Source organism: Phocaeicola sp. GP0067, from assembly GCF_031119655.1.
GTDB classification, from domain to species: domain Bacteria; phylum Bacteroidota; class Bacteroidia; order Bacteroidales; family Bacteroidaceae; genus Phocaeicola; species Phocaeicola vulgatus.
In genome coordinates this window covers 1-14723 of the sequence record NZ_JAVHZY010000018.1, presented here as the reverse complement: position 1 = coordinate 14723, position 14723 = coordinate 1, and the positions used below count along the sequence as shown (strand labels likewise).

Here is a 14723-nt window from a genome sequence, read left to right as displayed (position 1 = left end):
ATGGGGATCTCTTACTAAGAGAACCCCAAAAATGAAGCTTCAACAAGCCTTCATTTTAGAAGTACAAATGATAAATAATTTATGTTTTGATGCAAATCTGTAATGATGCGGATTTGGGTACTGAATACTCCTTTCCGCAGAATCAAAACATAACGGGTAAAGCGCCTAGGTTACTGCCATGCAGTTCAATCGCTTCCTGCCCAGACCAGGGGTCAGATCTGATAACCACGTCACAGACGGGGGAAGAAAAAGAATATCCTGACCACAAGTGGTATTATATGTTCCTGCGCAACAGAGAGCTGAAACGCTATATCGAAATCTTTACCGGCAGGAGGGCTGTGATGATTAATACCCGGTCTGGCATAAAGGAAGAAAGATATTTCTGCTTCAAAGTGTTTTCATATACCTCTGCTGACCATAAAAGACGTTTTGAACGGTGTCCTTATAGCAAGGAAGAATATGCGGCCCGTCGGGAGTCCGCCTTTGCCGTAAAGGAGGCGTTCGCGACAGGCTCTGTACAGAAGTTGAACGCTTTGACGGATGAAAAGGAAATCACGGGTGATGGTTATCTGTTTGTATGTGCCCCGTTGGATGAATTGAATCTCATCCTTGCCCATCTGTTCCCCCGGCAGTATCTTGCAAAAGACCGCAATTCCTATAGCGTGGCTGTTATTCCCCATAGACAGATGGAAGAATTTATTTATCTGTATGAATCCATGCCTTATAACATTGAACTGATGGATAAGCCTCTTGAAGAGTATATTCAGAAAAAGCAGAAGATACGTATTACGGGTGGTGTTTTTCAAGGGAAGGAGGGGTGTATCATGCGTCTGCATCGGAATACAAAGCTGGTGTTTGCTTTTGGTAATATGACGGTGGCTATTAGTTATCTTCAGGCTTTTCCGTTTGAGAAGGTGGAGTGATTTTTCTATAATCTAAATGGTAAAGAAATTATTTTTTAGTTATTCTGCTTCTCCTTATAAATTGTTAATAACTAATATTTGTTATTTCGTATATAGATATCAGAGCAGTATCTATATGTTGAGTCCACTCTAAGTTGGATAATGAGTTTTTATTTTTACATGAGGATCTATTTTTAAGTTTTTTTTAAAACGATATATGTTGTTTGTACCTTGCTTATATCAAATTCTTCAATGAATAATAAGATAATAAAAAATACAATTATATTGTATATAAAACTAATAGTCACTACTGTAGTTGGATTGTATTCGTCTCGTTTCATCTTAAAAGCTTTAGGTATAGATGATTATGGACTTTATGTAGTTATAGGTGGAGTTGTTACTATAATGAATTTTTTAAGTACTGTTATGACGACAACTTCTTATCGTTTTATTACAGTAGAATTAGGAAAAGGAGATAAAGGAGAACCACAACTGATATATAATACAATAAGGTTGATACATATTTTTTTGGCTATCTTTTTGTTACTTTTGGGCGAAACTATTGGGGTGCATTATGTAAATCATTATTTGAATGTGGAAGTAGATAAAATACCAGATGCTCTTTATTTATTACATTGGTCAGTAATAACGTCAGCAGTAAGTCTTTTGGCAATTCCAAGTACTGGCTTAATAATTGCACGGGAGAAATTCTTGTTTACATCTATTATGGAAATAGCTCGGACTTTCTTGAAGTTATTTTTAGTTATTATTCTCACATTTTATATGGGAAACCGCTTGAGGCTATTTGCTGTTATAGCATTCATTTATACAAGTATTGCTCCTATTTCTACGATCCTTTATTGTAAAATGAAAGAACCTTTTTTAACAAAATGGAAGTTAAATTTAAATTTTAAAATTTATAAGCATATCTTTTCTTTTGCTAGTTGGACGATGTTAGGAGCTGGAAGCACTATTGCTCAAGGGCAGGGAGTTTCTATAGTGCTTAATGTGTTTTTTACAACAATAGTCAATGCAGCTTATGGTCTTGCTGTTCAAGTTAATGGATATGTTATGATGTTTGTCCGGAATTTAGGACAGGCAGCAGTTCCACAAATCATTAAGAGTTATAGTATAGGGAATTCATCTCAGTCTTTATCATTGGTATATCAATTATCTAAATATTCATTTTTTATTATTCTTTTTCCAGCAGTACCTTGTATCTTATGTATGGATACAGTTTTAGATTTATGGCTTGGAAATGTACCACAGTATACATCCATTTTTTCTATTTTACTAATAATTAGTAATCTATTTTGGTGTATAAGTACAGGATTTGATTCAACTATTCAAGCTTCAGGAAGCATAAAGAATTATCAATTATGGTTTAGCTTAATTAACTTTTCTTGTTTGCCTATTTGTTATTGGCTATTTTCAATGAACTTTCCACCATATACTGTGACGATATATATTATTTTATCGAATTTTTTTCTTTTATTGTTACAAATATATATATTGAAAAGATTATGTTGCTTTAATATGGAAGAATACTGGTATGTTACGTTGAAACCAGCCATAAAGGTTTTATTTTCTTTGGTACCTCTCTTCCTATTAGGGATTTATTTGGACAAATCTGTAGATACAATGTTGCTTCTTTTTTTTCTATCCATTATATATATAGGCATATCAGAGTATTATATTGGATTTACTCATATTGAAAGAAAAATATTTATTGCGAAAATAAAAAGAATGAAAAAATGAAAAAGCCATTAGTTAGTATTATAATACCTTGTTATAATGTTGAATTTCTTATTTTTAGACTGTTAGATTCTATTTTATTACAAAATTATAGTAATGTAGAAGTTATAGCGATCGATGATGGATCAACAGATCACACTTCACAAGTATTACAATCGTATGTGGATAAGTTCAAGGATAAAAAATACGATTTTCATATTTATGAACAAATAAACCAAGGTTTGTCTACGACAATCAATAATGGTTTGAAATATGTTAGAGGGGAATATTTGCTTTGGCCTGATGCGGATGATTGGTTTGATGATGATACTACAATTACTAGTATGGTTTATGTCTTGAATAATCATCCAGAGTATAGCTGTGTAAGGGTAATGGCTAACTATGTTGATGAGATTACTATGACAAAAACTCCTATTGCAATACAAAACAAATCAAAAGAAGATTTATTTGAGGACTTTTATTATTGGAACAATAATATATGGGCACCTGCAGGTAGTCATATGATAAGAACAGCTAAACTGTTTTCAGAGTTAACTGACAGGTCTATTTTTACAAATAAAGACGGAGGACAGAATTATCAATTATTATTACCTGTACTATATAAAAATCGATGTTATACTATACAAAAACATATATATAATATATTAGTTAGAAATGGTTCTCATAGTAGAGGTGCATATGCCAATTATAGCCATCAAATAAAACGTTGGTATGATAGTGTAGAGTTAATAATTCATACAATAAATAATATCAGTAGTATGGATAATCAAACAAAAATATGGTATTCTGCTATGACGCATCAGCGATATTATTTGATAATGGCTAATACAGCTAAACGTCATCACAAACCTATAGAATATTTTAGATTTATCATTAAATATTTTTTTGCAAAAATAAAAATATTGATTAATTGCAGCCTATGAATCCTTTGCCAACTATCAAAAAGAAACTTAAGTTATTATTAAATCGTTTTTCTGTTAGCTATGTGAAAATAGATTTAATGAGTGTTACTCAAAATGAATTGTTAAAGGGGCGTTATGCTATAATAACAGGAGGAACTAGTGGCATAGGTTATGCTATAGCTGAAGCTTTTGTCAAGTCAGGATGTAATGTGATTATAACAGGACGTTCTAAAGGGCGTTTGGATAATGCAGTAAGTAAATTGAGTAGATATAACACAAAAACAGTAGGATTTGTTTTGGATAATACGAATGTAGCATCATTTGGACTTGTATTTACACAAATGCAGGATGCGGTGAATGGACAACCTATTGACATTTTGGTTAACAATGCGGGAGTGAATTTTAAAGGGATGCCTTATACTACAGAGGAAGAATATGATAGCGTGCTCGATACTAATTTGAAGGGTACGTTTTTTCTGTCGCAGGTATTCGGAAAATATATGGTAGATAATGGGATTAAAGGTAATATTTTAAATGTGGCTTCAGCATCAAGTCTTCGTCCTGCTAATTCTGCTTATACTCTCAGCAAATGGGGAATAAGAGGCCTTACTTTGGGATTGGCTAAAGCGTTGGCTAAGGATGGTATTACTGTCAATGGTATTGCTCCTGGACCTACTGCCACACCGATGTTAATGAAAGATAATCAGAACGATAATATGGTATTGGAGCGTTTACCACTTGGCAGATATATTATGCCTGAAGAAGTTGCTAATATGGCAGTAATCCTTGTTTCATCTATGGGACGAGCAATAATGGGTGATATTATATATATGACTGGTGGTGCTGGAATACTTACGTATGACGATGTGCCATATTCATTTTAATCAAGAGATATGTATACTATTCAAGAAAATGTAAGGATTGTTATAGCAATGCTTAAACAATATGGCATTCACCATATTGTTATTAGTCCGGGAGGAACGAATATTCCTATTTCGCAAGCTGTACAAGATGACACTTTTTTTCATTGTTATTCTGTGCCAGATGAACGGAGTGCTATGTATTTTGCTATTGGTCTTTATCTCCAAACAGGAGAGGTAATAGCTACTTCATGTACCAGTGCGCAAGCCACTCGTAATTATATTCCAGGACTAACCGAGGCATTTTATAAACATGTCCCTGTACTTGCTATAACGACAGCAAAACTAGAACGCTTTCAATACCAAGACTATATGCAGGCACCTGATCAGTGTTCTCTTCCGCGTGATTCGGTAAAACGAAGTTTTGATTTACCGCCTGTTACTGATGAAAATACCCGTAGCCAGTGTTATCATGCTGCTCGTGAAGCGATTATGGAAATTACTCATCGTAGGCCAGGTCCAGTTCAGCTGAATATCCGCATAGTGGATGCACTACAAGGGAAATTTATTGATGAGCAGCTTCCTAATGTACGTCCTCTTCAACGTTATATGGCATGGGATGATTGGAGTGAGATTGAATTGCAGGGAAAAAAAATTTTAATAGTAGTGGGAGAGCACCGTCCGTTCGATGAAAAACAGAGGAAGGCTATTGAGGCATTTTGTGAGAATTATAATGTAGTGGTTTATGTAAATCATCTATCTAATTATCATGGGAAATATTCGATTCAAGGTAATCTTTTGGTGGCTTGTGGAGGAATGAAGAAACTTCATCCTGATATTTTAATTACTATAGGTGGGCAAACAGGGGATTATCCACTTTATGGAGCACTAAATGGTCTTAGTGATATGGAGCATTGGCGGGTTGCAGAAGATGGTGCTTTAGTAGATACATATTCTCGGTTAACTAAGGTGTTTGAGTGTCCTGATTATTTCTTTTTCAATAGATTGGCAGGTGTGCATCTGTGTGGACATTCATATTATGAAAAATGGATACAATTGGAAGAAATGCTTAATAGGAATATTCAGTTACCGTTTTCTAACCTTTATGTAGCGCAGCAACTTTACAAAGAAATTCCTTCATGTAGCATAGTCAATTATGCTATATTGAACAGTCTTCGGTGCTGGAATTATTTCCCATTAGATCCTAGTATACAGGGATATGCCAATGTTGCGGCTTTTGGTATAGATGGGTGTAATTCTATGTTAATTGGAGAAAGCATGAATACGGATGAACTTTGTTTTATCATAACTGGTGATTTGGCCTTTTTTTATGATATGAATGCTTTGGGAATACGCCATATTAAAAAGAATGTGCGTATTATATTGATTAATAATGGTGGTGGTGCAGAATTTAAAATTATGACAGATGCTTGGAAGGAAGATGTGCATGTGGCTGATTTTATTTCTGCAAATGGTCATAATGGAAGCGCAAAGGGATGGGCAGAAAATTGCGGTTTTATTTATTTTTCAGCTACAGATGAAAGTAGTTTTGAAAAATGTAAGGTTAACTTAATTTCTCGTAGCGACAAACCTATTATTCTTGAAGTATTTACTTATGTGGATAATGAGAAGAAGGCTAATGATTTGATTTTGGCATCAAACAGAATTAGCTCTAAGACAGACAATATTAAAGCATTGATAAAAAATGTTCTGGGTGAAAAAGGGACTGACGTTTTGAAGAAAATAATTATCACTTAAAAAAATATGAATAAAAGAAGTGCGTATTATCTTTTCCTTAAAAGATATTTGGGATGGTTTGTTCGGCCAATAAAGAGTAAAATTATATATTTACGGAAACATAAGCATATGTTGGTTGATTTTCAAAATTTCAGAGAAACTGTTATTTCCTGTAAAGGCGAGAATCCTAATCTTCCTTGTATTTATTATTTGGGGATTACTGCTCATTCAAATTTGGGGGATTTAGCACAGCATTATTGTATTTTGAAATGGATTAAAGAAAATTATCCTGAGTATTATCTTTTTAAAGTGGAATCTGATGCAGTTTGTGATAAGAGAGTGGAATTTTTTGATTTTTTGAAGAGATACTTTGTGAAAGATAGGGATATCATTATTTTTCAAAGTGGTTATTGCACACAGGATTTAGGTGGTAATCATCCTTTGATGCATTTTTTGGTTATTGATGCTATGCCTGATGCTAAGATTCTGATGATGCCTCAGACAGTTTTTTTTCAGCATGAAGAAAATGCATTTCGTTTCTCTGAGAATCATAATAAAGCTAGTCGTATGCTATTTTTGGCTCGTGATTTAGTGTCATATGAGAAGGCAAAGGAATTATTCTCGAAAGTTTCAGTGAAGATATTTCCTGATATTGTGACTACACTTATAGGACTAAGACAGTATGACAATCCTCGTTCTGGGGTATGCCTTTGTACTCGTAATGATGATGAAAAACTTTATAGCTATGAAGATTTGGATACATTTCGTGACAAAATTAGGATGATAACTCGTGTCATCCAAAAGGATACGACTATCAAGGAAAATTTTATGAAAATTCGTAGCGATTTGGAAAGATATGTTTGGGCGGAAATTGAGTCTTATTCGAATTATGAGGTTACTATTACTGACCGTTATCATGGTACTATTTTTTCTCTTTGTGCAGGTACACCTGTTATTATTTTGAAAACGACGGATCATAAGGTGACAACTGGCGCTGATTGGTTCAAGGGAGTTTATGATGACTACGTATACGTAGCAAAAGATTTGGATGATGCTTATAGTCTTTGCCAGAAAGTGCTTGCAAAGAAATTGAGTTATCATATTCTTCCATATTTCAAGACGAAATATTATGACGGGCTAAAAGAACTTTTTTCCAAAATTATGAATGAACAGACAAAATGAAAATTGTACATATAAATGCTACAGATTCTCGAGGGGGGGCGGCAATAGCTGCTTTTCGACATTGTGAGGCGATGCGTGAGGCAGGGTTGGATGCAGAGATGCTAGTATTAGTTCATGAGAAAAAGTCCGTACCTTATGTTCATAGCATCATAGCAAATGGTAAGTGGGCTAAAATTAAATCAGTGCTTATTAATCAAATAATGAGGTTTCTTTTAATGCCATTTCATCCATGGGCCGTGTTTAGCTTTCCTTTTTTATCTGTGTCAGTAGCTAAACATCCTCTGATAAAAGAGGCAGACTTGATTTATATTCATTGGGTTGCGGGGTCTATGCTCTCTACTCGTGAGATAGAACGAGTTTTGAAACTAGGGAAACCAGTTCGGTGGTATATGCATGATATGAATCCTGTAACAGGAGGTTGTCATCATGCAATGGATTGTGAGCAATATAAGACGGAATGTAAGAATTGTCCTTTCCTTCGGACTCATCCGTTGGGTCTTGATTTAGCTTTTCGTCAATTTAAGGTTCGAATGAAACGTTGGTCGGTATATGCCAATTTAGAAGCTTATACTCCTTCTGCATGGTTGGGTAAGTGCGTGATGGAAAGTGCTTTATGGAAAAATCATAAAGTAACGGTTTTTCCTAATGTGTTCGATCTGAAAAAGTTTCATCCAGGTAATCGACAAGCAGCACGAGAATTCTTAGGTGTGGGGAAGGAACATAAATTAGTTCTTTTCGGAGCTGCTGGTGTGGATGATGAGTACAAGGGATGGAGATATATGCGAGAAGCATTAAATCAATTATCTTCTGCATCTTATGAAGCTCTGATTTTTGGTGAGGAAAATTCGCATGTAAAGGAAGATTTGAAAATATCTTGTCGGTTTACTGGTTTTTTGCATGATGAATATTCTTTGATTCTTGTATATAATGCGGCTGATGTTTTTGTTTCTGCCTCCCTTGCTGATAATTACCCTAATGTCATTATGGAAGCAATGGCTTGCGGACTACCCTGTGTCGGTTTTAATGTGGGAGGGGTACCAGAACAGATTCGGCACAAGGAGAATGGTTATCTGGCTGAATTGAAGGATTCGGGTTCTTTAGCGGAAGGTATTCGGTATGTTTGTGAATCTTCTGTAGAAGAATATCAGAATATGCAGAAGAAGGCGTTTGATTTTGTTCGTGATGTAGCGTCTTATGAAAGATATAAGTGATGAAGGTATGGTTGGTTGATATATAATGGATTGTCTAAAAATGATTATGCTAAATCACTTGTTTGATAATAATAAGCTATAGACATGATATTCTATTTATCGGTAGCTTTAATAACTACTTTATTATTTTATCTTGCAAATCTTTCTGTCAAGAATAAATATCTATTTGCTGTATTGTTCTTGTTGTTTGTTTTGTTTCCTTCGTTAGTGGGGGGATTACGTGATGAAACGGTAGGTAGGGATTTGCAGACTTATGGAATAGAGTGGTTTTATAAAGCGGTTTATTCACGTTCTTTTCCTTTGTATATAGAGTCTGTTTCCAATCCGGAGTATGGTTATTTATTGTTGAATTATGTATGTGGCAGTATAACTTCTAATATAAACTTTTTCTTTTTTATAACAGAATTATTGAAGATGGTATTGTTAGGGATGACTGCGATTCATTTTCGTAAAAAAATTATTGCACCATTGTTAGTCTTTTCGTATATGCTCTATTTCTATTGGTTAGGACTGTCTATGATGCGGCAGTCTATTGCTCTTTGTATATGCTTGTATTCTATGACTTATTTTTTTGATGCAAAATACTGGCAGTTTTTATTGTTGTGTTTAATTGCTTATCTTTTCCATAATTCTGCTTTTGTCTTTTTGGGGGTGGGGGTGATGTATTGGATAAAAGACATTAGGTTTTCATTTTTGATTAATATAGCTGCTATCTTATTTCTTTTGACGAATTCTATTTCTATACTCCTTTATTTGAGTCAAACAGGATTAGTAAAAATGGAATTAGCGGACTTATATATCAATTCAGGAGTGGATATTCCTCGGACAAGTCTCTTTTTGCTGTTCTTCTGTTTCGGGTGTTTGTATGTATGTAAATCAAAAAAAGAAGGAGAATGGGATAGTGTAGTAAAGATGCTCCGTTTGACCCTCTTATATTGTTTGTTTTTTTTTATAATGTCAGCTTTCTTTGAAGTTGCCTTTCGTATAGCTTATTATCAAATGATTGTTATAATGGTACTTATGCCATGGATATTTAGACAGTCTAAGAAAAATAATGGAAGGAGAATTTGTATGTCAATATATGTTTTGTTGTTTTTTTACTTTTATTATGTGGAATGTCAGCATGGTGCTGTTGACACTATTCCTTATAAATCTATTATAGTAGGAATTTAATTTTTTTGATAAAATCATGGGTTATTATCCGTTAGTATCTGTCATTATAGCAACATATAATGCAGGAAAATATCTTCGCAGAGCGTTAGATAGTGTTTATAGTCAAAGCTATACAAACGTGGAATGTATTGTAGTTGATGGATGCTCAAAAGATAATACATTGGACATAGTCCGTGAATATGTATGCAAAAATATTGTGTATATATCGGAGCAAGATTTGGGTATTTATGATGCCTTGAACAAAGGAGTTCTTATAGCAAAGGGTGAATGGATTTATGTGTTAGGGGCGGATGATGAATTGTTGCCCGATGGACTACGTTCTTTCTTTTTAGGTGAGAATGATTTTGAATATGATATTATTTATGGTAATACAATAGATCGGTACTTTGATGGAATACTCCGGTACACAAAATCAAAATGTTGTTCTCGAGTAAGGTATGAAATGTTGGGTTGTCATCAAGGGATGATAATGAAGCGGAAAATGATTTTGGATTTAAAAGGATTTAATTTAAAGTATCCTTTGAAAGCTGACTTTTCTTTGGTTCAGAAGGCCTATTTGTCAGGGTACCGTTTTCGGAAGATTGACTCTTATATTGCTTATTTTTCAATGGAAGGTGCTACGGGGACTTCTTACAGAATTATGGATAAAGAACACTTGTCTATTTTAAGAGATAATCATGCAGTTCTTTTTCCTAGATTGGTTATGGGACTTATTGGCATCAAGAAAATAATAAAGGTATTTTATCTGAAGTTTTTTTATGGTAAGTAATATTATAATAGTTAATGACTTTGCCTTTATAAATGGTGGTGCTGGTAGTGTGGCAATTCGGACTGCTTGTGAATTGTCTCGCAGAGGTAAACGGGTATTCTTTTTTGCTGGTGTTGCTCCTGTTGATGCTTGCTTAGAAGCGACGGGTGTGAAAGTGTTTTGTTTGAATCAGTACGATATATTGAATAATTCGAATCGGCTTGAGGCGATAATTCAAGGTCTTTGGAACCAAAAAGCGTATAAGGAGTTTGATAAATTATTGTCATCTTTGGATTTACAGAAGACTATTATTCATTTTCATTCATGGACGAAAGTTCTTTCTGCATCATTATTTGCGGTGACAAGGAAACATCATGCTAAGATAGTAGTTACTATGCATGATTATTTTTCCTTTTGTCCTAATGGTGGTTTTTTTGTTTATCCCCAGCGCTCTATTTGTGAAAGAAACCCTCTTTCTTGGAGATGTGTTTTGTGTAATTGTGATGCTCGTTCTTTTTCACAGAAAATGTGGAGAGTATGTCGGCAGAAAATTCAGAATTTCTATTTTTGGAAGAATGATATACATTTCATATCTATTTCAGCCTTGACCCATGAATTATGTTTATGTCATATGCCGAAAAAAAAGATTTATCCAGTTACACGTTTGAATAATCCATTAGAATTGTCTGATACGAAATGCGAATTGAAGAAAGATGCAGCGTATCTTTTTATGGGACGTTTGTCTTCTGAAAAGGGATTGGATCTGTTTTGTAAAGCAATGGTTGATTTGCATTTAAAAGGACTGGTGGTTGGTGATGGTTATTTGAAGGAAAAGTATCAGGCAGAATATCCACAAATTGATTTTGTAGGATGGGCGTCAGGGGAGGAAAAGAAAAAATACATTCTTCAGTCAAAATGCTTGCTATTTCCTTCATTTTGGTATGAAGGTGCTCCTTTGACTATTATAGAAATGAAATCATATGGTATTCCTTGTATTGTTCCAGATCGCTGTGCCGCTTCTGAACAAATAGAAAATGGGAAAACAGGATTTGTTTTTAAAACAGGTGATTATGATTCGTTTGTTACTGCTATTAAAAGATTGGAAGAAATTGATTTGAATGAAATGCAAAAGAATATTATAAATACGTTTCATCTAAATGATTATTCGATGGAAAGTCATATTAAAGGGTTGATTGATATTTATGGAGATTAATAAAAGTATGAGAGTTTTTAGGTGCTTGTTTTTCTTGTTGTTTCCCTTTTTTATTTTTAAAATTCTTCATATTAAGATGAAAAGGGTAGGTTTTTCTCTTGTTTTATGTCGTTATATAGATATGGATGTAGAAGCTACAATTGGTCATTTTAACTTGATTATTGTTGATTCACTAGTAATGAAGAAGGAAAGCCGAATAGGTCATTTGAATTTTATTAAAGGAGGATTTGATGTTTTGATGGATGAAAAATCCAGTATTCATAATCTCAATAAGATATCTAGTATTGCAGTTTTATATGAATCAGTTTGCCTTCATTTAAGAAGGAATGCTAGGATAGGAGTCTCTCATTTATTGGATTTAACAAGTAGCATTACGATAGGAGAAAACTCCATGCTGGCAGGTGCCGATACTCAAATATGGACACATAGCTTTTATTTCGAAGAAACGGGTATGGGGTATGTGAGAGTGGATGGAGAAGTACATATTGGTTCAAACTGTTATATTGGTGCACGATGTACTATCCTGCCTAATGTTTTTATAGGTAATGCTATAACAGTTGGTGCTGCTACTTGTGTATCTAAGTCATTAAAAAACAAAGGGGCTTATGTTTCTCCACCTGTAATTCATTTAGACTATTCGTTTGATGAAGCAGTATTAAAACTGAAAGGGAGAGAAATGATGTCGAGAATTTATAAAAAGCAGATTACTTAATGGTTTTGCCATATTGTTTTTAAAACGTATATATCAGGTCTCTTTTTGGGGATGTGGGTTTTATCTTTTGTAGTTAAAAAGGCTTTATTGGGAAATGTAAAAGTAATGTTTGTACATTTTTCCTAGAAGCATGGAATAAGGGTAAAGACGCGTTAAGACTATTTTTATTATTGGCTTTGAAAATGCTATAGATCATTAGTATGTTACATCTTATATATACTTAAGTTTCTAAGAAATAGAGTTATGCATATACTACATATTTCAAAATATTACTTTCCTTATTTAGGAGGCGTAGAGGGTATCTGTAAATATCTTGTGGAAAGGATGCCAAAACACATTACAAGCGTGGTCTGTTTTAATAATCAACGGGAGAATGCTGTAGATGAAATAAATGGTCATCGTATATATCGTATTGCAACTTTTGTAAACATTGCTCGTCAGGCATTGTCATTGTCGTATAAAAATGGATTGCGATGGGCTATTTTAACAGAAAAACCAGATGTAATACAATTTCATTGGGCGAATCCTTTCCCAGCTATATTGTTGCGATTAGTAATGCCGAAGGATGTTAAGTTGGTGTTGCATTGGCATATGGATATTATACGTCAGTGGTATCTATACTGGGCGGTACGTCCTTGGGAAAAATGGATTATTAAACGAGCGGATTGTATTGTAGTGACGAGTCCGCAGTATAGGGATGGTTCTAAGCCTTTACAAAAAGTGAAAGAAAAAATACGTATAGTACCGAATGCAATTGATGAAAAGTTATTTGAACTTCGAATAGGAGATAAGGAACGTATTCAGGAAATAAGGGCCCTATATAATGGTAAACCTATTGTTTTCTTTATGGGCAGGCATACTAAATATAAAGGTTTGCCGCATTTGATAGAGGCGGAACGATATATGAAATCCGATTGTGTCATTGTTATCGGTGGTAAAGGTCCTTTGACAAAGAGATTGAAAGCATTAGCTAAGAAACGTAACTCGGCACGTATTCATTTTGTTGGTAGGTTGTCTGAGGATGATTTGCGTTGTTATCTGTATGCGGCCAGTGTGTTTGCTTTTCCTTCTGTCACAAAGAATGAAGCATTTGGTGTAGCATTGGCCGAGGCTATGTATTGTTATACTCCAGCTGTTACTTTTACAATTGAGGGGAGTGGCGTAAATTGGGTTAATCTTAATGGAATTACTGGTATAGAAGTTTCGCAAAAGGGGAACTTGAATCAAGTTTATGCGGAAGCTCTAGATAAATTGGTAAGAGATACAAGTTTGCAAAAAGAATATTCTAGGGCTGCACATAAGCGTGTTGCAGAAAATTTTTTAATAGGACATATGGTGGATGCTATGGAAAAAGTGTATCAAGAATTATGATGATAAAAACAATGATTAAAAGTGGATTCTTATTAAGCCTGTTTATATTCATCGGGACAGTATATGCAGATGCGCAAATCAACTACGGCACCACAGGTCTGATGAATATGCCCACTGCCGACATGCAGCGTGACAAAACCTTTATGGCAGGTGGTAACTGGCTGAACCATCACGCTACCGTTCCCCGTTGGTGGTATGATACATGGAATTACTACATAAACATAACTATTTTCCCTTGGTTGGAAGCCGGGTACTTATGTATGGGGCATAAGGCAGTACCCACGGACTATGGTAATCGTTCGGGCTATTGGGTTCCTTCTACGTATGGTAAATTTATTAATCAGGACCGTTCCTTTCATTTTCGGCTTAGAGTGTGGAAAGAAGGCTGGTGGAAAGAATGGACCCCCCAGATAGTTCTCGGGGCGAATGATGTGATAGGTGATTCATGGAATGGAGGATCGCTGTCCAAACCTTCAGAATTAAATTATGGTAATGGTTTTCTTAACCGCTATTATCTGGCCATAACCAAACATTTTTATTTTGAGAATGTGGGTACATTAGGTGCACACCTGTCATGGATATACAGCAACCGTTTTGATAACAAGTTGAATAATCCGGCTATGGGTGCGAATTTCCGGTTTCATTTGAAGGACAGTGATTCTTGGGTGCATAAAGCCATTAATGGTGTTAATTTAATGGCAGAAGTGGTTCCCGGTTATACGGATGTGAAGGAGGATTTGACTTTTGACCCTGACGGGGCGAAGTACCAGGTAAATCTTGGTATGGAGTACAGCTTCTGGAAAGACTACATCAACGCCGTAGTAGAACTGAACCGTTGCAAGTACTTTTCCGGTGGCTTAGTCTTCAAAATCCATTTAAAATAATAAAAAGCGCTCATTCATAGGAATTTCCAGATAGAATTCGTTTCTTTGCGGTCAGAAACCATAAAATCATCTT

13 protein-coding genes are annotated in these 14723 nt (G+C 34.8%); all 13 read left to right on the top strand.

Features of this window, described 5'->3' with window-relative positions; genetic code table 11:
* Nucleotides 1-89: 89 nt before the first annotated feature.
* The 13 genes from RE317_RS13785 (at nucleotide 90) to RE317_RS13725 (ending at nucleotide 14650) form a co-directional block, all read left to right on the top strand.
* Nucleotides 90-923, top strand: a complete 834-nt coding sequence (locus tag RE317_RS13785) for a transcriptional regulator (protein WP_007844007.1) — start codon at nucleotides 90-92, stop codon at nucleotides 921-923.
* 231 nt (nucleotides 924-1154) lie between these two features.
* The gene (locus RE317_RS13780) at nucleotides 1155-2660 is read left to right on the top strand and encodes a lipopolysaccharide biosynthesis protein (protein WP_050484592.1); all 1506 of its coding nucleotides are present in this window, start codon (nucleotides 1155-1157) and stop codon (nucleotides 2658-2660) included.
* Nucleotides 2657-3580, top strand: a complete 924-nt coding sequence (locus tag RE317_RS13775) for a glycosyltransferase family A protein (protein WP_050484593.1) — start codon at nucleotides 2657-2659, stop codon at nucleotides 3578-3580. Before RE317_RS13780 ends, RE317_RS13775 begins: the two co-directional genes overlap by 4 nt.
* The gene (locus tag RE317_RS13770) at nucleotides 3577-4443 is read left to right on the top strand and encodes an SDR family NAD(P)-dependent oxidoreductase (RefSeq protein ID WP_032945021.1); all 867 of its coding nucleotides are present in this window, start codon (nucleotides 3577-3579) and stop codon (nucleotides 4441-4443) included. Before RE317_RS13775 ends, RE317_RS13770 begins: the two co-directional genes overlap by 4 nt.
* A gap of 9 nt (nucleotides 4444-4452) precedes the next feature.
* Nucleotides 4453-6177, top strand: a complete 1725-nt coding sequence (locus tag RE317_RS13765; protein WP_032945024.1) for a thiamine pyrophosphate-binding protein — start codon at nucleotides 4453-4455, stop codon at nucleotides 6175-6177.
* 6 nt (nucleotides 6178-6183) lie between these two features.
* Nucleotides 6184-7338, top strand: a complete 1155-nt coding sequence (locus tag RE317_RS13760) for a polysaccharide pyruvyl transferase family protein (RefSeq protein WP_080704544.1) — start codon at nucleotides 6184-6186, stop codon at nucleotides 7336-7338.
* The gene (locus RE317_RS13755; protein ID WP_117874034.1) at nucleotides 7335-8549 is read left to right on the top strand and encodes a glycosyltransferase; all 1215 of its coding nucleotides are present in this window, start codon (nucleotides 7335-7337) and stop codon (nucleotides 8547-8549) included. The genes RE317_RS13760 and RE317_RS13755 overlap by 4 nt, the downstream gene beginning before the upstream one ends.
* Before the next feature lie 84 nt (nucleotides 8550-8633).
* Nucleotides 8634-9722, top strand: coding sequence for an EpsG family protein (locus RE317_RS13750; RefSeq protein WP_032945027.1), 1089 nt, complete (start codon nucleotides 8634-8636; stop codon nucleotides 9720-9722).
* Between the two features lie 16 nt (nucleotides 9723-9738).
* Nucleotides 9739-10491 (top strand): glycosyltransferase family 2 protein, encoded by a 753-nt coding sequence (locus RE317_RS13745; protein ID WP_050484596.1) that lies wholly within the window; start codon nucleotides 9739-9741, stop codon nucleotides 10489-10491.
* Nucleotides 10481-11683 carry a glycosyltransferase family 4 protein gene (locus RE317_RS13740; RefSeq protein WP_032945030.1) on the top strand — a complete coding sequence of 401 codons (1203 nt, stop codon included), beginning with the start codon at nucleotides 10481-10483 and terminating at the stop codon, nucleotides 11681-11683. The genes RE317_RS13745 and RE317_RS13740 overlap by 11 nt, the downstream gene beginning before the upstream one ends.
* 121 nt (nucleotides 11684-11804) lie before the next feature.
* Nucleotides 11805-12395, top strand: a complete 591-nt coding sequence (locus RE317_RS13735) for a hypothetical protein (protein WP_165859761.1) — start codon at nucleotides 11805-11807, stop codon at nucleotides 12393-12395.
* A gap of 243 nt (nucleotides 12396-12638) precedes the next feature.
* The gene (locus RE317_RS13730) at nucleotides 12639-13766 is read left to right on the top strand and encodes a glycosyltransferase (RefSeq protein ID WP_032945033.1); all 1128 of its coding nucleotides are present in this window, start codon (nucleotides 12639-12641) and stop codon (nucleotides 13764-13766) included.
* Between the two features lie 11 nt (nucleotides 13767-13777).
* Complete coding sequence (locus RE317_RS13725) at nucleotides 13778-14650, top strand: YjbH domain-containing protein (protein ID WP_032945074.1); 873 nt, start codon at nucleotides 13778-13780, stop codon at nucleotides 14648-14650.
* Nucleotides 14651-14723 lie beyond the last annotated feature (73 nt).